The organism is Amycolatopsis sp. NPDC004747 (assembly GCF_053601335.1).
Map to the genome: position 1 here is coordinate 79,772 of NZ_JBSGBQ010000002.1, position 23,963 is coordinate 103,734.

Genomic DNA, 23,963 nt, shown 5'->3' on the forward strand with positions numbered 1-23,963 from the left:
TCTGGATGTGTTCACGAACAGTCACCCCTGATTACCCGTTGGAAACGCGCAAAGCCCCCGAACCGCGTGAACCGGCTCACTCTAGCGGCATTCCGGGTGGGTGAATACCCATTTGGGTGACGAAAAGGGAAAGGCCCCCGCCGGTAACCCGGCGAGGGCCTTTCCGTCAAATCAGCTTCAGCGGAAGTCGCGGCCGAAGTCGTAGTCGTCCAGCGGCACCGCGGCACCGGTACCCGTACCGAACACGTCCGGGGTGTAGTAGCCGTCGTCGTAGGACGGGATCGCGTACGCCGCGACCCGGGCCTCCTCGGTCGGCTGCACCTGGATGTTGCGGTACTTGTTGATGCCCGTACCGGCCGGGATCAGCTTACCGATGATCACGTTCTCCTTGAGGCCCACGAGCTTGTCCGAGCGGCCGTTGATGGCCGCGTCGGTCAGGACTCGCGTGGTCTCCTGGAACGACGCCGCCGACAGCCACGAGTCCGTGGTGAGCGACGCCTTCGTGATCCCCATCAGCACCGGACGGCCCGAAGCCGGCTCGCCGCCTTCGGCGACCGCGGCCCGGTTCGTCGCCTCGAACTTGGTCCGCTCGGGCAGCTCGCCCGGCAGGAAGTCCGTGGCCCCGGAGTCGATGATCGTCACCCGGCGCAGCATCTGCCGGACGATGACCTCGATGTGCTTGTCGTGGATCGACACACCCTGGGCGCGGTACACCTTCTGGACCTCGTCCACCAGGTGGATCTGCGCCTCGCGCGGCCCCATGACCCGCAGCACCTCGTGCGGGTCCGGCGTGCCCTCGAGCAGCTGCTGGCCGACGTGCACGTGGTCACCGTCGCCCAGCGGGCCGTTCGGGGTGTTCGCGAGCCGCTGCCGCTTGGACAGCTTGTCGAAGACGATCTCCTCGCCCCCGTCGTCCGGGATGAGGGTGATCTTCCAGAACCGCTCGCTCTCCTCGATCCGCACGCGGCCGTCGACGTCGGCGATGGGCGCCTTGCCCTTCGGGACGCGGGCCTCGAACAGCTCCTGGACACGCGGCAGACCGGTGGTGATGTCGTCACCGGCCACACCACCCTGGTGGAACGTACGCATCGTCAGCTGCGTACCCGGCTCACCGATCGACTGGGCGGCGACGATACCCACCGCCTCGCCGACGTCGACGAGCTGACCGGTCGCCATCGAGCGGCCGTAGCAGGTCGCGCAGATACCGACGGCCGACTCACACGTCAGCACCGAGCGGACCTTGACCTTCGAGATCCCGCTGCCGAGCAGCTTCTCGATGGCCGGGTCGCCCAGGTCGTCGCCGGCGTTCAGCACGACGTTGCCCTTGGCGTCCACCGCGTCCGTCGCGAGGTTCCGCGCGTACACCGAGGTCTCGACGTGCTGGTCGCGCAGGACCTTGCCGTCGCCGATGTCCTCGCCGATCGGCATCATGATGCCGCGGGTGGTGCCGCAGTCGATCTCGCGGACGATGACGTCCTGCGAGACGTCCACCAGACGCCGGGTCAGGTAACCCGAGTCGGCGGTCCGGAGCGCGGTGTCCGCCAGACCCTTCCGGGCACCGTGCGTCGCGATGAAGTACTCCGCCACCGACAGGCCCTCACGGAAGTTGGCCTTGATCGGACGCGGGATGTACTCACCCTTCGGGTTCGACACCAGGCCACGCATGCCGGCCAGGGACCGGACCTGCGTCATGTTACCGGCGGCGCCCGACTTCACGATCATGGCGATCGGGTTGTCGTCCGGCAGCGCCGTCTCCATGATCTTGTGGACCTCTTCGGTGGCCTGCGTCCACACCTTGACGAGCTCGTTGTTGCGCTCGGCGTGCGACAGCTGACCGCGCTGGTAGCGCTTCTCCACCTGGGAGGCCTTGCCCTCGTACTCGTCGAGGATGGCCTTCTTGCCCACCGGGGTGAGCACGTCCGAGATGGCGACGGTGACACCCGACCGGGTCGCCCAGTAGAAGCCGGCGTCCTTCAGGCGGTCCAGGGTCTGCGCGACCTGGGTCATCGAGTACCGCTCGGCGAGGTCGTTCACGATCGCGGCCTGCCGCTTCTTCGGCATCGGCTCGTTGATGAACGGGTAGTCCGCCGGCAGCAGCTCGTTGAACAGCACGCGGCCCAGGGTCGTCTCGGCCAGCCACGCCTTGCCCGGCTCCCAGCCCTTCTCCGCGAGCCGCGCCTCGTCGGCCTTGGCCGGCTGGCGGTCGGTGATGCGGATCTTGACCGGGGCGTGCAGGCTCAGCGCCTTGCGGTCGAAGGCCATGATCGCCTCGGCCGGCGACGAGTACGCGTTGCCCGCGCCCTCGGCCGTCTCGGTGAGGCGGGTCAGGTGGAACAGACCCGTGACCATGTCCAGCCGCGGCATGGCGAGCGGACGGCCCGACGCCGGCGACAGGATGTTGTTCGCCGACAGCATCAGGATCCGGGCCTCGGCCTGCGCCTCGGCCGACAGCGGCAGGTGCACCGCCATCTGGTCACCGTCGAAGTCCGCGTTGAACGCCTCGCAGACCAGCGGGTGCAGCTGGATGGCCTTGCCCTCGACCAGCTGCGGTTCGAAGGCCTGGATGCCGAGGCGGTGCAGCGTCGGCGCGCGGTTCAGCATCACCGGGTGGCCGGTGATGACCTCTTCCAGCACGTCCCACACCTGCGGCCGCGAGCGCTCCACCATCCGCTTGGCGGACTTGATGTTCTGCGCGTGGTTCAGGTCGACCAGCCGCTTCATGACGAACGGCTTGAACAGCTCGAGCGCCATGTCCTTCGGCAGACCGCACTGGTGCAGCTTCAGCTGCGGGCCGACGATGATGACCGAACGGCCCGAGTAGTCGACGCGCTTGCCGAGCAGGTTCTGGCGGAACCGGCCCTGCTTGCCCTTGAGCAGGTCGGACAGCGACTTCAGCGGCCGGTTGCCCGGGCCGGTGACCGGACGCCCGCGGCGGCCGTTGTCGAACAGCGCGTCGACGGCCTCCTGCAGCATCCGCTTCTCGTTGTTGACGATGATCTCGGGCGCGCCGAGGTCGATCAGCCGCTTGAGGCGGTTGTTCCGGTTGATCACCCGGCGGTACAGGTCGTTCAGGTCCGACGTCGCGAAGCGGCCACCGTCCAGCTGCACCATCGGGCGCAGGTCCGGCGGGATCACCGGGACGGCGTCGAGCACCATGCCGCGCGGGTCGTTGCCGGTGGCCTGGAAGGCCGCGACGACCTTGAGCCGCTTCAGCGCGCGGAGCTTCTTCTGCCCCTTGCCGTTGCGGATGGTGTCGCGCAGGCTGTCGGCCTCGGCGTTGACGTCGAACTCGGTGGCCAGCTTCTGGATGGCCTCCGCGCCCATGCCGCCGGTGAAGTACTCGCCGTAGCGGTCGACGAGCTCGCGGTAGAGCAGCTCGTCGGCGATCAGCTGGCGGGTGTCGAGCTTCGTGAAGGTCGTCCAGACCTCCTCGAGGCGGTCCAGCTCGCGGCCGGCGCGGTCGCGCAGCTGGCGCATCTCGCGCTCGCCACCCTCCTTGACCTTGCGGCGGACGTCGGACTTGGCGCCCTCCGCCTCCAGCGCGGCCAGGTCGGCTTCGAGCTTCTGCGCGCGGGCCTCGATGTCCGCGTCCCGCTTGGTCTCGAGGTTCTTGCGCTCGACGCCGATCTCGTTCTCGAGGGTCGGCAGGTCGTTGTGGCGCAGCTCCGTGTTCACGCCGGTGATGACGTAAGCCGCGAAGTAGATGATCTTCTCGAGGTCCTTCGGCGCCAGGTCCAGCAGGTAGCCGAGGCGCGAGGGAACACCCTTGAAGTACCAGATGTGGGTGACCGGGGCGGCCAGCTCGATGTGGCCCATCCGCTCGCGGCGCACCTTGGCGCGGGTCACCTCGACGCCGCAGCGCTCACAGATGATGCCCTTGAAGCGGACGCGCTTGTACTTGCCGCAGTAGCACTCCCAGTCCCGGGTCGGGCCGAAGATCTTCTCGCAGAAGAGGCCGTCCTTCTCGGGCTTGAGCGTCCGGTAGTTGATGGTCTCCGGCTTCTTGACCTCGCCGTACGACCACTGACGGATGTCGTCGGCCGTGGCGAGACCAATGCGGAGCTCATCGAAGAAGTTGACGTCCAGCACGTCTTAATCCCCTTGGGGTTGTTTCGGCTAGAGAGGGGTTCGGCGGGCGAGCTGGGCCCTGCGGGAGGTAGGGCCCAGCTCAGCTCGCGATCAGTGCACGACGTCGTCCACCGAGGGCGACTCGTTGCGGGACAGGTTGATGCCGAGGTTGGCCGCGGCGCGCTCGAGGTCCTCGTCGTCGGAGTCGCGCATCTCGATCGCCGCACCGTCGCTGGAGAGCACCTCGACGTTGAGGCACAGCGACTGGAGCTCCTTGAGGAGCACCTTGAACGACTCCGGGATGCCCGGCTCGGGGATGTTCTCGCCCTTGACGATGGCCTCGTACACCTTGACGCGGCCGACCACGTCGTCCGACTTGATCGTCAGCAGCTCTTGCAGCGTGTAGGCGGCGCCGTACGCCTGCATCGCCCAGCACTCCATCTCACCGAAGCGCTGGCCACCGAACTGCGCCTTACCACCCAGCGGCTGCTGCGTGATCATCGAGTACGGACCGGTGGAGCGGGCGTGGATCTTGTCGTCGACCAGGTGGTGCAGCTTCAGGATGTACATGTAGCCGACCGACACCGGGTACGGGTACGGCTCGCCGGAGCGGCCGTCGAACAGGTTGGCCTTCCCGTTCTCCTTGACCATCCGCTCGCCGTCGCGGTTCGGCTTCGTGCTGCTGAGCAGCCCGGTGAGCTCCTCTTCCTTCGCGCCGTCGAACACCGGGGTGGCGGTGTTCGTGCCGGGCGCGACGTCACGCAGCTCGGGCGAAAGGTTCTTCGCCCAGTCCGGGTCGCCCTCGATCGTCCAGCCCTGCGAGGCCAGCCAGCCGAGGTGCAGCTCGAGGATCTGGCCGATGTTCATCCGTCGCGGCACACCGTGGGTGTTCAGGATGATGTCGACCGGGGTGCCGTCCTCCATGAACGGCATGTCCTCGACCGGCAGGATCTTGCCGATGACACCCTTGTTGCCGTGCCGGCCGGCGAGCTTGTCGCCCGGCTGGATCTTGCGCTTCTGGGCCACGTAGACGCGGACCAGCTCGTTGACACCGGGCGGCAGCTCGTCGTCGTCCTCGCGGGAGAACACCCGGATGCCGATGACCTTGCCGGTCTCGCCGTGCGGCACCTTCAGCGAGGTGTCGCGGACTTCGCGGGCCTTCTCGCCGAAGATCGCGCGGAGCAGGCGCTCCTCCGGGGTCAGCTCGGTCTCGCCCTTCGGCGTGACCTTGCCGACCAGGATGTCGCCGTCGCGGACCTCGGCACCGATCCGGATGATGCCGCGCTCGTCGAGGTCGGCCAGCACCTCCTCGGAGACGTTCGGGATGTCCCGGGTGATCTCCTCGGCGCCCAGCTTCGTGTCGCGGGCGTCGATCTCGTGCTCCTCGATGTGGATCGACGTCAGCACGTCGTCCTGCACCAGGCGCTCGGAGAGGATGATCGCGTCCTCGTAGTTGTGGCCCTCCCACGGCATGACCGCGACCAGCAGGTTCTTGCCGAGGGCGACCTCACCGTTTTCGGTGGACGGGCCGTCGGCGATGACCTGGCCGGCTTCCACCCGGTCGCCCTCGTTGACGATCGGGCGGTGGTTGAAGCAGGTGCCGTGGTTCGAGCGGCGGAACTTGTAGAGGCTGTAGCTCTTGCGGGTGCCGTCGTCGTGCATGACCGTGATCAGGTCGGCCGACAGCTCCTCGACCACGCCCGACTGCTCGGCGACCAGCATGTCGCCCGAGTCGATCGCGGCGCGCAGCTCCACGCCGGTGCCGACGTACGGCGCCTGGCTGCGGAGCAGCGGCACGGCCTGACGCTGCATGTTCGCGCCCATCAGCGCGCGGTTCGCGTCGTCGTGCTCGAGGAACGGGATCATCGCCGTCGCGATCGAGACCATCTGCCGCGGCGACACGTCCATGTAGTCGATGTCGAGCGGGTCGATCAGCTCGACCTCGCCGCCCTTGCGGCGGGCCATGACCCGGTCTTCGACGAAGTTGCCCTCGTCGTCGATCGGCGCGTTGGCCTGGGCCTTGACGTAGCGGTCTTCCTCGTCCGCCGTCAGGTAGTCGATCTGGTCGGTGACCCGGCCCTCGACGACCTTGCGGTACGGCGTCTCGATGAAGCCGAACGGGTTGACCCGCGCGTACGAGCAGAGCGAGCCGATCAGGCCGATGTTCGGGCCTTCCGGCGTCTCGATCGGGCACATCCGGCCGTAGTGCGACGGGTGGACGTCGCGGACCTCCATGCCGGCGCGCTCACGCGACAGACCACCCGGGCCCAGCGCGTTGAGGCGGCGCTTGTGGGTCAGGCCGTCGATCGGGTTCGTCTGCTGCATGAACTGCGACAGCTGCGAGGTGCCGAAGAACTCCTTGATCGCCGCGCCGATCGGGCGGATGTTGATCAGGGTCTGCGGGGTGATCGCCTCGACGTCCTGCGTGGTCATGCGCTCGCGGACGACGCGCTCGGTGCGCGACAGGCCGACCCGGATCTGGTTCTGGATCAGCTCGCCGACGGTGCGGATGCGGCGGTTGCCGAAGTGGTCGATGTCGTCGGTCTCGACCGGGATCTCGGTCCCGTTCGCGGCGGTCATCTTGTCCTCGCCGGCGTGCAGCCGGACCAGGTACTCGATGATCGTGACGATGTCCTCTTCGGTCAGCGTCCCGTTGTCGATCGGGGTCGACAGGCCCAGCTTCTTGTTGACCTTGTACCGGCCGACCTTGGCCAGGTCGTAGCGCTTCGCCTTGAAGAACAGGTTCTCCAGCAGGGTCTGCGCGCTCTCCTTCGTGGGCGGCTCGCCCGGGCGGAGCTTGCGGTAGATGTCGAGCAGCGCCTCGTCGGTGCCGGCGGTGTGGTCCTTCTCGAGGGTGGCCAGCAGCGTCTCCGAGAAGGAGAAGCGCTCGCGGATCGCCTCGGTGGTCCAGCCGAGCGCCTTCAGCAGCACGGTGACCGGCTGGCGGCGCTTGCGGTCGATCCGGACGCCGACGGTGTCGCGCTTGTCGACGTCGAACTCCAGCCAGGCACCCCGGCTCGGGATGACCCGGACGCTGAAGACGTCCTTGTCGGAGGTCTTGTCGATGTCCTTGGAGTAGTAGACGCCCGGGGAGCGGACCAGCTGGGACACCACGACACGCTCGGTGCCGTTGATGACGAAGGTGCCCTTGTCGGTCATCACCGGGAAGTCGCCCAGGAAGACCGTCTGGCTCTTGATCTCGCCCGTGTTGTTGTTGACGAACTCCGCCGTGACGAACAGCGGGGCCGCGTACGTCATGTCCTTGTCCTTGCACTCCTCGATCGAGGCCTTGACCTCGTCGAAGCGCGGGGCGGAGAAGGACAGGGACATCGAACCGGAGAAGTCCTCGATCGGGGAGATCTCGTTGAGGACCTCTTCGAGACCGCCGACCGGGTTCTCTTCACCTTCCTCGACACGGCGCTGGAACCACGCTTCGTCCCCGGTGAACCACTGGAACGACTGGATCTGGACGTCGAGCAGGTTGGGGGTGTTCAGGGGTTCGCGAATCTTTGCGAAGGAAACCCGCTTGGGCGCGCCGGGGATTCCCGAGTTCGACGCTGACTCCGAGCGAGATTCAGCCGAGTTGGTCGCAGCAGTGGCCTGGTTCGCGGGAGAGACTGCCAAGATGCGTCCTTCCGGGGACAATGAGCGGTGACGGCCGCCATAGCAACAGCTATCAGCGACTGTCAAGGGTGCCGTGTGCCCACTATCCTAACTACCGGCTCCGGGCAGCCTGAAAGAGGGCAGCGCAAAGAGGCAGTCTAGCCCGAACGTCGCGGCTTGTCCAGGGGGCGCTCCAGATGGGGCCCAGCCTGCTTCGCAACGTCTTCAGGTATGCCTCCGGGCGAGCCGGTGGTCCCTCCCGCAAGGGCCCCGGTTTCGCCGTCGGGAGTAAGCGTGACCCCACCGGGGCTTCCAGTCAAGATGCCACACGGGGGTCCCGCCGGTTGGCGCAGCGTGGAAGAGGTTCAGCGGAGCGTGAGCGGCCAAATATCATTCCAGCTACCGGCCGGTAACGCCACCTTGGCGGCTCTACCTGGGGTTTTCGGACAGGCCTGCGGATGAGGCGAAGGCCACCGGACCGGATCGGCGCCGGGCGTGTCGGCGTGTCGGTTTCGCGGATCGAGGGGTCGCGCGGGGCGGTTCGAGGGCGCGAGAGAGCGCTTGCGCGACCACCGGCACGAAGGGGGCCACTCGGGGCCGCGCCGCCCTCCACAGCGGCGTGACCACACTTCGTGACCGCACGGCTACTCCGGATCCGATCCTCCCGCCCGGCACGGCACCCAACCGCCCGGGGGACCGACCGGCCCACCGCGTCCACCTCTTCTTACGAGTTCTTACGAGAACACCTTCCAAGCCGCCGCCAGCTCCACTCTCGAGGTGATGTTCATCTTCTGGAACACCTTCTTGAGGTGGAACGCGACCGTGTGCCGGGAGATGAACAGCTGCCTGCCCACCTCGTTGTTGGTGTGCCCCTGGCTGACCAGCTCCGCGACCGCGAACTCCGTGTTCGTCAGCCCGTGCGGGACCGTGCCGTCGCACTCCACCGTGCGGGTCGTGCCACGCCGGACGCCGTACTCGCGGAGCTTGTTCACCACCCGGGCGGAGTCCCTCGTCGCGCTCACCGCCGTGTAGGCGTCCAAGACCGACTCGAGGACCCGGATCGTCCGGTCGCGTTCGGTGCACCGGACGGCCAGCAGGCTCGCCAGGTCCTCGCGCGCCGACGCCGCGCACCACCGGTCGGGGTGGATGTCGGCCGCTTCGTGGAGCTTGGCCGCGTCCTGCTCCAGCAGCCCCGCCGCGTGCAGGGCCGAGCCGCGGATCACGCTGAACTCCGGCTGCTCGGCGGCCAGGGCGGCGGACTCCCGCGCCGAAGCCGTCGCCAGGTCGTGCGCGCCCAGCTTGACGCACGCGCGCACCAGCCAGGACGCCGCCGCCGGTTCCGACACCAGCAGCTGCCGGAGCACCACCGGGTTCGTGACGATCCCGGCGATGAGGCTCGCCGCGCTCGCCACCCCGCTGCGGGCCTCCACCGCCTGCGCGGCCACCCACGCACCCGGCGCCTGCCCGAAGTACCCGAGCAGCGCTTCGTCCGACAGCTTGTCGACGAAGTGGCGGCACGCCCGCATGTCCGCGCGGCGCAGCGCGCCGAGGGCGAGCACCACGTAGCTGGGCGGCCGCAGCGACCGGTCACCGCAGCTCTCGGCGATCCGCAGCCCGGTGCTGATCTCGTCCATGGCGTCGTCGACGCTGCCCATGGCGAACAGCAGGCTGCCCCGCACGTTGTGCGCGACGGCGGTCATGCGGTCGGAGGCTGCCCCGCCCCGGCCCGCTTCCGCCGACTCGAGCACCCGGCGGCCGGCGTCGAGGTCCCGGGCCTTGATCAGCAACCCGACGTACCAGAACTGGGCCAGCTGGCTCAGTTCGTCGGATTCCCGGCGGTTGCCCTCCGCCGCGGCCCTGGCGCAGTGCAGGCCCGTGTCGAGCCGCCCGTTGAACCACGACGAGGCGGAGCGGCGGAGGAAACCAGCGGTGTCACAGGACCGCTGCATCAAATCGTCACCGAATCCGGTGAACGGATTCTGTGGCATTTGCAAGTTCGGTACGTCCAACATCGATCGGCTATCCCCCAGGCATAGACGGAGCGGCATAGACGGAGCGGAATCGATTTCACGGCGCGCCGCGCTGCAGGGGATTTCTCCCGACACCGAGCATGAACGGCACGCCCCGTAGGGGCCGTTCCCCCCAATGTAGTGCGCACCGCGTCAAACAGGTGTTCACGCGGAGCGCGGAATGTTAAGTCAGCGTGTGGCGGCACCCCAGAAGGCGCGTCGGGGCGCGCCACCACAACCTCCCCAGGTTGACACGTCAAAAATTAACCTCTTACCCGGCCCACACTAGCCTCGGTCCGACTGGTCGTCATCGGCGATGTGACGGCGATCACAGCCTTTCAGAATGCTGAAACCGACACTTATTCCTTGCCCTGCAAGGGAATTCTCCGGTAGCGCCGGGTTTGAATCAGCCCGATGGACTAGCGGGCAAACGGTTAGTAGTCAACAAACCAGGTGGCAGCTGGATGTTCACGATAACGATGGACTGGACCATCGGGAGAGCACCTGGTCACGGCGGAATACCCGGAAACCGCCGTTACCGGCACGGTCCCGGGGCGTCGGGTGCGGACCGCGCAATCAGCGCAGTGCATTCCCCGAATCGGAGCACAAGTGCAGCAGCGCCCGCGCGGCCAGCCGGTAACCGAAGGCGCCGAGGCCCACCACCACCCCGCTCGCGAGCGGCGCGATGACCGACTCGTGCCGGAACTGCTCGCGCGCCCAGACGTTGCTCAGGTGGACCTCGACCCACGGCGGCGCATAGCTGGCGAGCGCGTCCCGCAGGCTCCAGCCCGCGATCATCAGCGCACCGGGGTTGACGATCGCCCCGACCGTGGTGTCGCGGTGCCGGTGCACCGCGCCGACCAGCTCGCCTTCGCCGTCGTGCTGCACTCCCACGACGTCCCACCCGCGCGGCCGGACCTCCTCGGCGACGGCCTTTTCGATGTCGGCCAGCGTGTCGGTGCCGTAGATCTCGGGCTCGCGCCGGCCCAGCACACCCAGGTTGGGACCGTTCAGCAGCAGGACGTCGGGCAACGGGGACACCTCGCTCAGCAGGGGGCCGGACCACCTCATGCTGTCGACGCCGTCCGCGGGCCCCAACCCCCACGTTGATAGTTGCGCCCGGTGACCTATCAGACCGAGGGATGCCCACCCGGCCGCGGGGAACTTAGGCTCCGCACCGAGGCTTGTCCGGCGATCCGGGAATGGAGTTCCTCCGCAGTGACGACCAACGTGACCGAAACCGCGCCCAGCAACGAATCGCTGCGCTCACCGCTGCCGCCGGAGTTCGTCCGGCGCGAGGACCCGTTCCACGTGCCGCCCGCTTTGGTGGCGGTCGCCGAACGGGGGCCCGTCGCCAGGGCGACGCTGGCCGCCGGCGATCCCTTCTGGCTCGTCTCCGGGTACGAGGAGGCGCGCGCGGTGCTTTCGGACCCGCGCTTTTCCTCCGACCGGTTCCAGTACCACCCGCGGTTCAAAGAACTGTCGGCCGAATTCCGGGAACGCCTCCGCGACGACAAAGCGCGGGCCGGGTCGTTCATCAACATGGACCCGCCGGAGCACACCCGGTACCGGAAACTGCTCACCGGGCAGTTCACCGTCCGCCGGATCCGCGAGCTCGGCGCCCGCATCGACGAGATCGTCGCCGGGCGGGTGGACGCCATGCTGGCCGGCGGCACCACCGCCGACCTGATGACGGAATTCGCGTTCCCCGCGCCTTCGCTGATGATCTGCGAACTGCTCGGGGTGCGGTACGAGGACCGGGCGGAGTTCCAGCAGCGCGCGTCGGCGCTGCTGCAGATGAACCAGCCGGTCGCGGAGGCGGTGAAGAACGCGGACGCCCTGCGCGCGTTCATGCAGGCGCTGGTCGCCGACAAGCGCGAGCACCCCGCCGACGACCTGCTCTCCGGCCTGATCCACCACGCCGGCGCCGACCCCGCGCTCACCGACGACGAGCTGATCAACATCGCCAACCTGCTGCTCATCGCCGGCTACGACACCACCGCGAGCATGCTGGGGCTGGGCATCTTCGTGCTGCTGCAGCGCCCGGACCAGCTCGCCACGCTGCGCGACCACCCGGACCGCGTCGCCGACGCCGTCGAGGAACTGCTGCGCTACCTGTCGGTGGTGAACCCGGGGATCTTCCGGTTCGCCAAGGAGGACCTCGAGTTCGCCGGCCAGCACATCCCGGCCGGCTCGACGGTGGTCGTCTCGGTGGTGGCCACCAACCGCGACGAGCGGCAGTGGCCGGACCCGGACCTCGACCTGACCCGCCCCCGCGGCCCGCACCTGGCGTTCGGCCACGGCGTCCACCAGTGCCTCGGCCAGCAGCTGGCCCGGATGGAGATGCAGGCGGGCTACGCGGAGCTGCTGCGCCGGCTGCCCAACCTCCGCCTGGCCGTGCCGCCTGAGGAGGTCCCGCTGCGCAACGACATGCTGACGTACGGCGTGCACTCGCTCCCGGTCGCTTGGGACGCCCCCTAGGACGGACGTCCGAAGGCCCGGACCGCACGACGGCGGTCCGGGCCTTCGCATGTCCGGGGGTACCGGAGGGGGCACCACGCGTGATCGGGGACGTGTCTCGCGTGATTGGAGGCGGATCTCGCGTGATTGGAGGGGCATCACTCGTGATTGGAGGGGCGACACGGCGAAAACCGGCTCCACGCCGCACCGTCCGGGGGCCGGTGCGGGTGGAGCCGGTGCGGTTCGCCGGTCAGGCGACGAAGCGGGTGATCGAGTCCGCCAGGGACTCGGCGTCCACGCCGAAGAGGCGGTCGTGTTCCTCGGCCGTGCCGTAGACGCGGGCCTCGCGGTCGCGCCAGGTGCCGAACGAGCGGAGGCGGTGGGGGACGTCCGCCAGCGCCTCGGTCACCTCGAACGCCGACGTGCCGCGCAGGTACGGCTCTACCAGCACCACGTTCGGCGCCGACGCGGCCACCGCCGCGCGCAGGCCCGCGTGGTCGAACGGGCGGATCGTCGACGCGTACAGCACCGTGACGTCGGCCGTGGCCGTCGCGGCCAGGACCTGGTCCAGCACCGGGCCGACCGCCACCACCACGCCCCTGCGGCCCTGGCGCAGCGTGGTGAACCTGTCGGAGACCGGCACCGGCTCGCTGTTCGCGCGTTCGGACAGCCGGACGTAGACCCGGTTGTCGCCCGCGATGGCCTGGCTCAGCAGCGGCGCGACCTCGTCCTCGTGGCCCGGCACGTGCACCGTCCAGCCCGGGAGCGTGTCCAGCAGGGCCACGTCGCCGGGGGCTTGATGGGTGCGGCCCCACGACGGGTCGTCGTAGGAGGCGCCCACGCTGACCAGCACCGCGCCGACGTCCTGGTGGCCGAGGCCGATCTTGAGCTGCTCGAACGGCCGCTCGACCAGGAACGGCGCGTAGGTGTGCACCACCGGCCGCTGGCCGGCCAGCGCGAAGCCGCCGGCGATGTCGATCATCGCCTGCTCGCGGATGCCGAAGTTGTGCACGCGGTCCGGGAAGTCCTTCTTCACCTCCCAGAAGAACCACGACGAGATGTCGGCGGTCAGCATGACCACCCGCGGGTCCGTGGCCAGCGACTCGATCACCGTCTCGGCGAAGACGGTCCGCATCTGCTTCCTGGTCACCTGGGCGGTCATGCGGCGGCCCCTTCCTCGATCGGGAGGATCTCCGCGACGACGGCGCGCGGCCGTCCGTCGGTCTCCCCGGTCAGCGCCTTCTCCAGCTCGTCGTGGTCGCGGCCGTCGACCGTGGTCGCCGCCCAGCCCTCCTGCTCGAAGCGCCCGGCGATGCCGCCCGGCCAGCCGAGGCTGGCCGTCTTGTTGTCGATGACGACCGCGGTGAGCCGGTCGAGGCCGAGCCGTCCGGCGATCGCCATCGTCTCGTGGTTGCTGCCCTCGTCGAACTCGCCGTCGCCCATCAGGACGAACACGCGGGCGTCGCGGCCCTGGGCGCGCAGCCCGAGCGCGGTGCCCACGCCGAGCGGGAGCCCGTGGCCCAGCGAACCGGCGCTGATCTCCACCCCGGGCGCCAGGGTGCGGTCCGGGTGCATGCCGAGCGGCGAACCCCACTCGCGCCAGGTGTCCAGGGTCTCCGGCGCCATGAAGCCCTTCGCGGCGAGCACCGCGTAGTAGGCCATCGGGCCGTGGCCCTTGGAGAGGTAGAACCGGTCGCGGTCGGGGTCGTCGATGTTCGACGGCGACACGTTGAGCACGCGTTCGTAGAGCACCCAGATCGCGTGCAGCGTCGACGCCGCGGCCCAGCCGTGCTTCTCGTCCCCCGTCATCCGGCCGAACAGGCCGCGGAGGTTCTCTTCGGTCATCTGCATGGTTTCGGGTTCCCTCACTCGGGCTTGCGCGCGGTCAGGAGGACGTACCCGAGCGACGGTTCGTCGCTGAAGGCCTGGAACCGGCCCAGCGTGACCTCGAACTGCGCGGCGTCGATGTGCTGCAGCGCCTGCTCTCGCAGCCCTTCGAACCGCTCCGCCGCCTTGGCCCACGACGGCCGGGTGTATTCGCTGACGTCCTCGGCGTTCTCCGGCTCGAGACCGGCTTCGCGCAGGTGCTCCTGGTACTCCTCGAGCGACACGACGGCCACCACGCCCTTGCCGACCTCGCGCACGCGCTCGGCGTCGGCTTCCAGCCCGGCCGGGCTGGGGACGAGCAGGAAGTCGCCGAGCGCCAGCCGCCCGCCCGGCCGCAGCACGCGGGCCGCCTGGCGGATCACGTGCCAGCGGTCCGGCATGTGGTGCAGCGACTCCAGCGCCCAGACGAGGTCGAACGACCCGTCTTCGTACGGCAGCTCCATCGCGTCGGCGTACTCGAAGACGACCCGGTCGTCGACGTCGGCCTTGTAGGCGCGGTCGTTCGCGCGCTCCACCTGCTTCTCGCTGATGGAGATGCCGGTGACCATGACGTCGTTCGCGGTCGCCATCCGGATCGCCGGCTCGCCGTTGCCGCAGCCGATGTCGAGCAGCCGGTCGCCCGCCCGCAGCGGGAGCATCGCGGCCAGCCGGTCGGTCAGCCGCGTGGTGGCCTCTTCGAGCGTCACGGCCGGGTCGTCCCAGTACCCGTGGTGCAGGTTCTCACCCCAGAGCTGGTCGAGCAGGTCCGCGAAAGCGTCGTAGCCCTTGCCAATCTCGTTCGGAGTCGGCTTCGTCACCAGTACCCCTAAGCATTCGGTTCGGCATGATTCTCCGCAGGCTATGGGAGACCCGGCGGGCCGCGGCATCCCTCGTTCTGATAGCGCTGCCGGACTGTCCACAAGAGACACAGGCGAGCACTGCCAGGTTGGGGGATGCCCGGCCGGGCCTCGCTTCCCTACCGTCCGACCAGGGCACGCTTCACGCGAACGGAAGGGATGGCCATGACCGCCACCGCCAGGCCTTCGGCCGAGCCGGTCGACCTGTTCTCCCCGGAAGTGGTCGCCGACCCGTTCGGCTGGTACGCGCGGTTGCGCGAAGAGCCGTTGCCGCACACGGGGACGCTGAACCTCGGCACCATGATGGGCGGCCCGGACATGTGGCTGGCCACCCGCTACGAGGACGTCCTCACCGTCCTGACCGACCCGCGCTTCCTCACCAACCCGCCGGCCGACTCGCCGCTGGCCGACATCCGCGACGGCGTCTTCAAGGCGATGAACTTCCCCGAAGACCTGATCCCCTGGATGGCCAACAAGCTCAACACCGCCGACGGCGAGGACCACACGCGGCTGCGCAAGCTGGTCTCCTACGCGCTGACCGCGCGCCGCGTCAACGCGCTGCGGCCGCGCGTCGAGAAGATCACCGCGGACCTGCTCGACCACATGGCGGAGCTGGGCGAGGACGGCTCGCCGGTCGACATCGTCGAGGAGTTCTGCTTCCCGCTGCCGGTGACGGTGATCTGCGAGCTGGTGGGCATCGACGAGCCCGACCGCGCGGCCTGGCACGCCTGGGGCAACGCGATGGCGACCATGGACGGCCCCAGCATCCCGCCCGCCCTGCGCAAGTGCATCGCCCTCTCCCGCGAGCTGATGGCCCGCCGGCGCGTCGAACCGAAGGACGACCTGGTCACCGCGCTCGTGCAGGCCCAGGCCGAGGACCCGGGCCGGGTTTCCGACGACGAAATCGTCGGCATCCTGTTCAGCCTGGTCACGGCCGGGCACCAGACGACGACCTACCTGATCGGGAACTCGGTGCTGTTCCTGCTGGAGCACCCGGACCAGCTCGCCCGGCTGAAGGCCGAGCCGTCGCTGTGGGCGCAGGCCGTGCGGGAGCTGCAGCGCCTGGGCCCGCTCCAGTTCACGCAGGCGCGCTTCCCGTCGGAGGACGTCGAGCTCGGCGGCGTCACGATCCCGCGGGGGACGCCGGTCGCGCCGCTGCTGCTGGCCGCCAACACCGACCCGCGCAAGTTCGACGAGCCGGACAAGCTGATCGTCGACCGGCTGAGCGTCGCCAACGAGATGCACCTGTCCTTCGGCAAGGGCATCCACCGCTGCCTGGGCCAGCACCTCGCCTACCAGGAGGCCGAGGTGGCGCTGCACGGGCTGTTCACCCGGTTCCCGGACCTGGCGCTGGCCGTGCCGCGCGAAGAGATCCCGTGGATCCTGCGGCCGGCGTTCACCCGGACCAAGACGCTTCCCCTGAAGCTCGCTTAGCTCCGAAAGGCGGTCTCACCGTGCACCGACCTGACGCCGAAAAGTGGTTACGCCGTTTCGAACGGGCGCCGGACGCGCGAGCCCGGCTCGTGTGCCTGCCCCACGCCGGCGGCTCGGCCAGCTTCTTCTTCCCGCTGGCCAAGGCACTCGCACCCGAGGTGGAGGTGCTGGCGGTCCAGTACCCGGGCCGCCAGGACCGGCGCCACGAGCCGCCCGTCGACAGCATCGCCCGCCTGACCGACCGGCTGCTGGAGGTGCTGCGCCCGTTCGACGACCGGCCGCTGGCGCTGTTCGGGCACAGCATGGGCGCGATCATCGGGTACGAGGTGGCGCTGCGGATGACCGAAGCCGGGTCCGCGCCGGTGCACCTGTTCGCCTCCGGGCGGCGGGCGCCGTCGCGCTACCGCGACGACGACCTGCGCGGCGTGTCGGACGCGCGGCTGGTCGCCGAGCTGCGGAAGCTGGGCGGTTCCGACGCGGCCATGCTCGCCGACCCCGAGCTGCTGGCCATGGTGCTGCCCGCGATCCGCAGTGACTACCGCGCGGTCGAGACCTACCGGCACGAACCCGGACGGCGGCTGGACTGCCCGGTCACGGTGTTCACCGGCGACCGCGACCCGCGCGTGTCCGTCGAGGAGGCCCGCGCCTGGGCGGAGCACACGACCGGGCCGTCGGACCTGCGGGTGCTGCCGGGCGGCCACTTCTTCCTGGTCGAGCAGGCCGCCCCGATGATCGCGACGATGACCGAAAAGCTGGTCGGCGCCGCGCTGTCCACGGGAGGGAAGCCGTGACGCGAGCCGCCGTCCGGCGGGCGCTGGCGCCCAGCGAAAGCATCCACGCCGCCAAAGAGGCCTACATCGGGTACACCGTGCGGGCCGAGGGCCGGCTCGACCCCGACGCGCTGACCATCGCCTTCGACGCGGTCTGCCGCGCCTACCCCCACCTTGCCGCGCGGGTGGAGTTCACCGGCGAGGGCGCGGTGCTCACCGAGTCCGAAGACCCCACGGCCCGGCCGGAGATCCGGTTCGCCGACGGCGACCCCGACCGGCCCCTGGCCGGGCTGGAGCTCGACCAGAGCCGCTCGCTGAGCGCGCTCAACGTCGTCCGGGACGGCGACGAGGCCGGCGTCTGCCTGGCCGTCCAGCACAGCGTCGCCGACGCCCACCACGCCACCGCGATCCTCGCGAGCCTGTGGTCTGGCTACACCGACGTCGTCGAGGGGGTGCCGCTCGACCTGGGCCGGCACCCGTACCCGCGATCGCTGGAGGACCTGCTGGCCGAGCGCGGCATCCACGCGAACGGCGCCGCCACCCCGGTGGCCCCGCCGGCGGAGCCACGGCCGGATCCGGTCGTCCGCCACGTCGTCCGGATCCGGCTGACCGAGGCCGAGACGACGGCGCTGGCGGACCTGGGCCACCGCGAGAAGGTGACGATCAACGGCCTGGTGTCGGGCGCGGTCCTGCTCGCCGAGGCCGAGATCCGGGACCTGCCGCCGAGCGACCTGATCCACCGGTACTCGGTGAACCTGCGCAACCGGCTGACACCGCCGGTCGGCGCGACCGAGGGCACGAACGTGCTCGGCGGCGTCGGCTTCAAGGTCACCGGCGAGCAGGACGCCGTGGCGATCGGCCGGGCCATCGGCGACCAGCTGCGGGCCGGGCTCGCCGACGGGTCCGTGCAGCGCAGCATCCTCGACATGTTCTCCCGGCCCGCCGCCGCGAAGCCGTGGGACCCGAAGCTCGCCCTCGCCGTGGTCAGCATCATGAACTGGGGTGTCGCCCCGCCGATGCGCACGCCGGACGGGCTGCGGCTGACCAACCTGCACTCGGCGTCCCGGATGCGGGAGGCCGTCGCGCTCGGCGGCTACGTGCTGAGCGGCTTCGGCGGCCGGATCGGCCTCGACCTGGGCTGGCCCGAAGGCGATCCGTCGCTGCCGCAGCGCATCGAATGCGTGCGAGAACGGCTGGCCCGCCTGACCCGCGACCTGTGAGGTTGTCTTGACGGACACGGACGTCGTCATCGTCGGCAACGGCCCGATCGGCGCCACCCTGTCGGTGCTGCTGGCCCAGCGGGGCTGGCGGGTGACCGTGCTGGAACGCCGGCCCCGGCCGTACCGGCTGCCGCGGGCGACCAGCTTCGACGGCGAGACCGCCCGCCTGCTCGCCGCCACCGGCATCGGCCCGGACCTCGGGCGGATCACCGCGCCGGCCAACGGCTACCAGTGGCAGACCGCCGACGGGCGGACGCTGCTCGACATCGCCTTCACCACCGACGGCCCGTACGGCTGGCCGGACGCGAACACCGTGCACCAGCCCGCACTGGAAGAGCTCATCGCGGCGCGGGTCCGGGACCTGCCCGGGATCACCGTGCTGCGTGGGCACGAGGTGGTGGCCATCGCCGACGGCTCGCCGGTTCGAGTGACCGCCACCGACGCCGACGACGTCTCGCGGACGTTCTCCGCGCGGTGGGTGGTGGGCTGCGACGGCGCCAACAGCTTCGTGCGCGAGCACCTCGACGTGCCGGTGACCGACCTCGGCTTCTCCTACGAGTGGCTGCTCTGCGACGTCCAGCTGAACGAGCCGCGCGAGTTCGTGCCGACGAACGTGCAGATCTGCGACCCGGCCCGGCCCACGACGCTGGTGGGCAGCGGGCCCGGCCGCCGTCGCTGGGAGTTCATGCGGCTGCCGGGCGAAACCGCGGCCGAGCTGAACGCCGGCGAGACGGCGTGGCGGCTGCTGGCGCCCTTCGGCGTCACCCCCGAAACCGCGACCCTGCTGCGCAGCACCACCTACATCTTCCAGGCCCGGTGGGCCGACCGGTGGCGGGTGGGGCACGTCCTGCTCGCCGGCGACGCGGCGCACCTGATGCCGCCGTTCGCCGGGCAGGGCATGTGCTCCGGTATCCGGGACGTCACCAACCTGGCGTGGAAGCTCGACCTCACGCTCCGCGGCCTGGCGCCGGAGTCCCTTTTGGACAGTTACGGCGAGGAGCGCCGGGAGCAGGCGCGGGAGGCCATCCTGGCGTCGGTCCAGCTCGGCCGGGTGATCTGCGTGACCGACCCGGCGGCCGCCGCCGAGCGGGACGCCACCGTGCTGGCCAACCGGCGGGGCAAACCGGCGGGCCGGCCGGAACCGGCGAAGCCGCTCACCACCGGGCTGCGCCACGAAAGCCCCGGCGCGGGTGTGGTCGTGCCGCAGGGCCGGGTGAGTCTCAACGGCACCACCGGGCTCTTCGACGACGTGGCCGGCCGGGGTTTCGTGCTGCTCACCACCGAAGAGTCCGGTTCGGACTTCCTCGCTTCGCTGGGGACGCACGTCGTCCGGCTCGACGCCACCGTGGACGTCGACGACGTCTACCGGCCCTTCCTGGCGCGGTTCGGGGCGGCTTCGGTGCTGGTGCGACCCGACTACCACGTCTTCGGCACGGCCGGCCCGGGCGGGCTCGACGCGCTGGTGGAGGACCTGCAGAACCGTCTCCGCACCCCAGTCCCCACCGCCTGACCCAAGCGCCCGATGGGGTTGTTTCATCGTGGTCGAGCCGGTTCTCGACGAGGCAGCCGTCGGTGACCGGACCGCCGGCCGCCGCCGATTACCCGGTGCGCTCAGTGCGGTCGTCGTACTCTTCGCGGGCGGTGATGACTTCTTCGATGTGCACCACGGACCACTCCGTGAGCGCCTTCAGCGGTTCCCGCAGCGTCTGGCCGAGCGCGGTCAGCTCGTACTCCACGTGCGGCGGCACCTCCGGGTACACCGTCCGGCTGACCAGCCCGTCGCGTTCGAGGGTGCGCAGGGTCTGGGTGAGCATCTTCTCGCTCACGCCGGCCAGTGCCTGCCGGAGCCGGCTGAACCGGGAGGTCCCGTTCCGGCCGAGTTCGCCCAGCACGAGGACCGCCCACTTGCTGCCGATCTGATCGAGCAGGTCCCGCGACGGGCAGCCGCGCTCGTACGGATCGAATGACGATATGGGCCCCGTCACGTTCTCGACAGCAGTCATACGGCTCACCTCAATGCTTTCGCTGCGGTAAGTACCCTACCAAGAAGTGGCTACTCCCCAGCAGAGAGTGTCCAGGTCATTCTGTGTTCCACCCGCGGCGGACGGGCCGCGGCAGGCGTGCGAGGCACGCGCGGAAGGAAGGAATGACCATCATGCCGATCGTCGTCACCGGAGCCACCGGCCGGCTGGGCAGGCTCACCGTCGAGGCACTGCTGCGGCGCGGGATCCCGGCCGCGGACATCATCGCGACCGGCCGGGACATCGCCGGGATCAAGGACCTGGCCGACCGGGGCATCACGGTGCGCCGCGCCGACTTCGCGGACACCGACGGCCTGGCCGAGGCATTCGCGGGCGCGGACAGGCTGCTGCTGATCTCGGCCTCGGTCCCCGTGGGCGAGCGGGTCGCCAACCACCGCCGCGTGATCGACGCCGCGGCATCCGCAGGCGTGTCGCTGGTGGCGTACACGAGCACGACGCAGGCGGACACGGCCACCACCGTCATCGGTGCCACGCACGGCGAGACCGAGGCGTATCTGCGGGACCGCGGAATCCCCAGCGTGTTGCTGCGCAACAGCTGGTACCTGGAGAACTACACCAGCCAGCTGCCGCAGATCCTGCAGAACGGGGCGGTCGTCGGCGCCGCGGGCGAGGGGCGGATCAGCGCCGCGTCCCGCGCCGACTACGCCGAGGCCGCAGCGGTCGTCCTCACCACTGAAGGCCACGCCGGCGCCGTGTACGAGCTCGGCGGCGACGAATCCTTCACCCTGACCGAGCTCGCCGCCGCGATCTCCGCTGCGGCCGGAACACAGGTTGCCTACGCCGACCTCCCGGTGACCGGCTTCGCCCAGGCACTGGCCGCCGCGGGCCTGCCCTCCGAGCTGGCGGAGGTTCTCGCCGACGCTGACCGCGGCATGAACCGCGGCGAGATGTACACCGACTCCGGCGACTTGCGCCGCCTGATCGGCCGCCCGCCCGTGACCCTGGCCGAGGCACTTGCGGCCGCCCTGCATCACTGAAGTTGAACTCGTGACGTGGCCGGGTTGCCCGAGTAGACGCAACCAAGGCCGCCTCGGGGCGCTTGAGGCGGGGAGTCAGAAGCTGCGCATGCCCGCCATCAGGCTGCGCAGTTCCACCGTCAGGTAGTTGCTGTGCGACAGCAGGGACATCAGCTGGCTCAGCGTGGTCCAGAGGAACCGGTCGTCGGGCTCGGCGGCGAAGTCGTCCTCGACCTCGATCACCAGGTAGCGGTTCTGCGCGTGGTAGAACCGGCCGCCTTCCTCGGAGTGCACGACGTCCAGCCGCACGCGGCCGGGCGGGGCGGCGAGCGCGTAGTCGAGGTAGGGCGGGCGGTGCTCCGCCGGCGCGTCGGCGTAGTTGCCCGGCTGGCAGTGCACGGTCGCGGTCAGCTCGGCGATGTTGAGCGTGCCGGCGTCGCTGCGGGCCTGCACCAGCGCGTGCAGCGTGCCGCCGATCCGCTTGACCAGCAACGCCAGCAGCCCCGACTGGCGGGGCGCCACCAGCGGCTGGGTCCACGAGCCGACCTCGCGGTTGCTGGCTTCCACGGCCACCGCGACGACGTCGAAGTACTTGCCGTCGCGGTGGTCGATGACGTCGTGGCCGAGGCGCCAGCCGTCCTCGGCGATCTCCTTGAGCGGCACCCGGCGCTGCACCAGCTCCTGGCGCGCCCGCACTTCGGTGAGCCAGCTGAGGATGTGGCCCGGGTCGTGCACGGCCCGGGCGCGGCCGGACAGCGAGCGGTGGACCGCTTCGACGAACGAGCCGTCACCGGTGGCCGCCCCGTCCGGGCGCGCCAACGCGGGCGGCACGCACGCGAGGACGGTCCGGGAGTCCATGTTCACCATGTGGTCCAGCCGCAGCAGGCGCCGGATCTGGTCCAGGGTGAGCCAGCAGAAGTCCTCGTCGAGCGGGACGTCGTCGTCGGTCTCGACGACGATGTTGCGGTTGCGCTTGTGCAGGAACCACGAGCCCTGCTCGGACTGCAGCCCGTCGAACAGCACGCGGCCGCGGGAACCGGGCCGGAAGTACTCCAGGTACTTGGTGGCCGCGCCGCCGTGCACCTTCATGTAGTTGCTGCGGGTGGCCTGCACGGTCGGCGAGATCTGCAGGCCGTTGATGTTGCCCGGCTCCATCTTCGCCTGCATCAGGCAGTGCGGGACCCCGTCGAACCGCTTGACGAGGATGCCGAGCACGCCGATCTCCGGCTGCACGATGATGGGCTGGGCCCACTCGCTCACCCAGGGCCGGTCGGTCCGGACGCGCAGGCCTTCGACCGAGAAGAACCGGCCGCTGGCGTGCACCAGGTTGCCGGTGTCCGGCTCGAAGTCCCAGCCGGACAGCTCCAGGAACGGGATCCGGTCCACCTGGAAGCTGTTCGCGCGGGCCCGCGCGTTGAACCAGGAGTGGAAGTCCGCCATGGACATGACCGCGTCGTCGGCCACGGCGTCGGAGCGGCCGTCCCGCGCCGTGTCTTCGTGGATCGCGCTGTGGACCACGTCACTCCCTTCCTCGGCTGCGGCGAGCCTAAGCCGGTGGCGGCGCGGCGGGCATCCCTCGACCTGATAGGGCCGCTGCCCCGCTATCAGGTCGGGGGATGCCCGGCCGGAGCGGGCTGTCCTAGCGTGGGGCACACCGAAACCGTGTGTCCGCGAAGGAGATCCTGTGGCCCCCCTGCGCATCGGGATCATGGGATGCGCGAGCATCGCCCTCCGGAAGATGCTCCCCGCCATGGCGGCCCTGCCCCGCACGGAAATCGCCGCGATCGCCAGCCGGAGCGTCGGCAAGGCCGCGGAAACCGCCCGCGCCTACGGATGCCGTGCCGTCGAAGGGTATTCGGCGCTGCTCGATTCCGAAGACGTCGAAGCCGTCTACATCCCGCTGCCGAACGCCGCGCACGCCGGGTGGATCGAGCGGGCCCTCGCCGCCGGCAAGCACGTGCTCGCCGAAAAACCGCTCACCACCAGCGTTTCCCGCACGCGGGACCTGCTCGCCGCCGCGCGGTCGGCCGGGCTGGTGCTGATGGAGAACGTCATGTTCCTCCACCACAGCCAGCACACGGCGGTCCGGGAGCTCCTGGAGGACGGCGCGATCGGCGAGCTGCGGGCGTTCCACGCCGCGTTCGCCGTGCCGGCACGCCCGGCCGACGACATCCGCCACCGCGCCGAGCTCGGCGGCGGTGCCCTGCTGGACACCGGTGTCTACCCGGTGCGCGCGGCGATGTCGTTCCTGGGCGGCGAAGTCGACGTCGTCTCGGCGGTGCTCACCCGGCGCCACGGCCACCCCGTCGACTCCGCCGGGCAGGCGCTGCTGTGCACCGGCGACGGCGTGGGCGCGTCCGCGACCTTCGGCATCGACCACGGCTACCGGTCCGGCTACGAGCTTTGGGGCAGCGAAGGACGGATCGTCCTCGACCACGCCTTCACCCCGCCCGCCGACCACATTCCGTTGCTGCGCTTGGAACGGCGCTCCGGCGTTGACGAAATCCCGCTGCCACCCGACGATCAGGTGGCGAACACCCTCACCGCCTTCGCGACGGCCGTCCGCTCGGGACGGCTGCCCGACACCGGCGACGTGGCGCGGCAGGCGGTGCTCGTCGACGACATCCGCACCAAGGCGAGGCTTTACGTCGATCACGCCACCGAGCCGGTGGGCTGAG

16 protein-coding genes are annotated in these 23,963 nt (G+C 70.0%); 7 read left to right on the plus strand and 9 right to left on the minus strand.

The window, feature by feature from the left end; all coding sequences use genetic code 11:
* Positions 1-177 precede the first annotated feature (177 nt).
* From ACWEGE_RS02930 to ACWEGE_RS02945, 4 genes are all read right to left on the minus strand, one after another.
* Positions 178-4,089, minus strand: coding sequence for a DNA-directed RNA polymerase subunit beta' (locus tag ACWEGE_RS02930; RefSeq protein WP_449658744.1), 3,912 nt, complete (start codon positions 4,087-4,089; stop codon positions 178-180).
* Between the two features lie 90 nt (positions 4,090-4,179).
* On the minus strand, positions 4,180-7,692 hold the full coding sequence (gene rpoB, locus ACWEGE_RS02935; RefSeq protein ID WP_449658745.1) for a DNA-directed RNA polymerase subunit beta: 3,513 nt from the start codon (positions 7,690-7,692) through the stop codon (positions 4,180-4,182).
* Positions 7,693-8,405: 713 nt separating this feature from the next.
* Positions 8,406-9,620 (minus strand): LuxR C-terminal-related transcriptional regulator, encoded by a 1,215-nt coding sequence (locus ACWEGE_RS02940; RefSeq protein ID WP_449658746.1) that lies wholly within the window; start codon positions 9,618-9,620, stop codon positions 8,406-8,408.
* 636 nt (positions 9,621-10,256) lie between these two features.
* The gene (locus ACWEGE_RS02945; RefSeq protein WP_449658747.1) at positions 10,257-10,712 is read right to left on the minus strand and encodes a type II 3-dehydroquinate dehydratase; all 456 of its coding nucleotides are present in this window, start codon (positions 10,710-10,712) and stop codon (positions 10,257-10,259) included.
* 186 nt (positions 10,713-10,898) lie between these two features.
* Between ACWEGE_RS02945 and ACWEGE_RS02950 the strand changes: the two genes are divergently transcribed.
* Positions 10,899-12,161, plus strand: a complete 1,263-nt coding sequence (locus ACWEGE_RS02950; protein ID WP_449658748.1) for a cytochrome P450 — start codon at positions 10,899-10,901, stop codon at positions 12,159-12,161.
* A 229-nt stretch (positions 12,162-12,390) separates the two neighbouring features.
* Here ACWEGE_RS02950 and ACWEGE_RS02955 read toward each other — a convergent pair whose 3' ends face one another.
* From ACWEGE_RS02955 to ACWEGE_RS02965, 3 genes are read right to left on the minus strand one after another with little or no spacing between them, the layout of a single operon-like run.
* Positions 12,391-13,302 (minus strand): transketolase family protein, encoded by a 912-nt coding sequence (locus ACWEGE_RS02955; RefSeq protein ID WP_449658749.1) that lies wholly within the window; start codon positions 13,300-13,302, stop codon positions 12,391-12,393.
* Complete coding sequence (locus ACWEGE_RS02960; RefSeq protein WP_449658750.1) at positions 13,299-13,991, minus strand: thiamine pyrophosphate-dependent enzyme; 693 nt, start codon at positions 13,989-13,991, stop codon at positions 13,299-13,301. Before ACWEGE_RS02960 ends, ACWEGE_RS02955 begins: the two co-directional genes overlap by 4 nt.
* Positions 13,992-14,005: 14 nt before the next feature.
* Positions 14,006-14,824, minus strand: coding sequence for a 27-O-demethylrifamycin SV methyltransferase (locus tag ACWEGE_RS02965; RefSeq protein ID WP_449658751.1), 819 nt, complete (start codon positions 14,822-14,824; stop codon positions 14,006-14,008).
* 198 nt (positions 14,825-15,022) lie between these two features.
* Here ACWEGE_RS02965 and ACWEGE_RS02970 point away from each other — a divergent pair, with 198 nt between their 5' ends.
* From ACWEGE_RS02970 to mhpA, 4 genes are read left to right on the plus strand one after another with little or no spacing between them, the layout of a single operon-like run.
* Complete coding sequence (locus ACWEGE_RS02970) at positions 15,023-16,297, plus strand: cytochrome P450 family protein (RefSeq protein WP_449658752.1); 1,275 nt, start codon at positions 15,023-15,025, stop codon at positions 16,295-16,297.
* A gap of 20 nt (positions 16,298-16,317) precedes the next feature.
* Positions 16,318-17,088 carry a thioesterase II family protein gene (locus ACWEGE_RS02975; RefSeq protein ID WP_449658753.1) on the plus strand — a complete coding sequence of 257 codons (771 nt, stop codon included), beginning with the start codon at positions 16,318-16,320 and terminating at the stop codon, positions 17,086-17,088.
* Positions 17,085-18,287: a phthiocerol/phthiodiolone dimycocerosyl transferase family protein gene (locus ACWEGE_RS02980; RefSeq protein ID WP_449658754.1), complete on the plus strand. Its 1,203-nt coding sequence runs from the start codon at positions 17,085-17,087 to the stop codon at positions 18,285-18,287. The genes ACWEGE_RS02975 and ACWEGE_RS02980 overlap by 4 nt, the downstream gene beginning before the upstream one ends.
* Before the next feature lie 7 nt (positions 18,288-18,294).
* The gene (mhpA, locus tag ACWEGE_RS02985) at positions 18,295-19,797 is read left to right on the plus strand and encodes a bifunctional 3-(3-hydroxy-phenyl)propionate/3-hydroxycinnamic acid hydroxylase MhpA (RefSeq protein WP_449658755.1); all 1,503 of its coding nucleotides are present in this window, start codon (positions 18,295-18,297) and stop codon (positions 19,795-19,797) included.
* Between the two features lie 88 nt (positions 19,798-19,885).
* Here the strand turns inward: mhpA and ACWEGE_RS02990 are convergent, their stop codons facing one another.
* A complete protein-coding gene (locus ACWEGE_RS02990; protein WP_449658756.1) occupies positions 19,886-20,290 on the minus strand; it encodes a winged helix-turn-helix transcriptional regulator in 405 nt (134 codons plus the stop codon).
* A gap of 143 nt (positions 20,291-20,433) precedes the next feature.
* On the opposite strand from ACWEGE_RS02990, the gene ACWEGE_RS02995 reads away from it, so the two are divergent.
* On the plus strand, positions 20,434-21,306 hold the full coding sequence (locus tag ACWEGE_RS02995; protein ID WP_449658757.1) for an SDR family oxidoreductase: 873 nt from the start codon (positions 20,434-20,436) through the stop codon (positions 21,304-21,306).
* Positions 21,307-21,381: 75 nt separating this feature from the next.
* Here the strand turns inward: ACWEGE_RS02995 and ACWEGE_RS03000 are convergent, their stop codons facing one another.
* On the minus strand, positions 21,382-22,803 hold the full coding sequence (locus ACWEGE_RS03000) for an NDP-hexose 2,3-dehydratase family protein (protein ID WP_449658758.1): 1,422 nt from the start codon (positions 22,801-22,803) through the stop codon (positions 21,382-21,384).
* A 166-nt stretch (positions 22,804-22,969) separates the two neighbouring features.
* On the opposite strand from ACWEGE_RS03000, the gene ACWEGE_RS03005 reads away from it, so the two are divergent.
* Entirely contained in the window at positions 22,970-23,962 is a 993-nt protein-coding gene (locus ACWEGE_RS03005) for a Gfo/Idh/MocA family protein (protein WP_449658759.1), read from the plus strand.
* The last annotated feature ends 1 nt before the right edge of the window (position 23,963 follow it).

Excerpts from the sequence above, each read along its gene's own strand:
- ACWEGE_RS02990 (WP_449658756.1), bottom strand. The coding sequence starts at position 20,290 with ATGACTGCTGTCGAGAACGTGACGGGGCCCATATCGTCATTCGATCCG.
- ACWEGE_RS02955 (WP_449658749.1), bottom strand. The coding sequence starts at position 13,302 with ATGACCGCCCAGGTGACCAGGAAGCAGATGCGGACCGTCTTCGCCGAG.
- ACWEGE_RS02960 (WP_449658750.1), bottom strand. The coding sequence starts at position 13,991 with ATGCAGATGACCGAAGAGAACCTCCGCGGCCTGTTCGGCCGGATGACG.
- ACWEGE_RS02970 (WP_449658752.1), top strand. The coding sequence starts at position 15,023 with ATGGCCATGACCGCCACCGCCAGGCCTTCGGCCGAGCCGGTCGACCTG.
- ACWEGE_RS02940 (WP_449658746.1), bottom strand. The coding sequence starts at position 9,620 with ATGCAGCGGTCCTGTGACACCGCTGGTTTCCTCCGCCGCTCCGCCTCG.
- ACWEGE_RS02995 (WP_449658757.1), top strand. The coding sequence starts at position 20,434 with ATGACCATCATGCCGATCGTCGTCACCGGAGCCACCGGCCGGCTGGGC.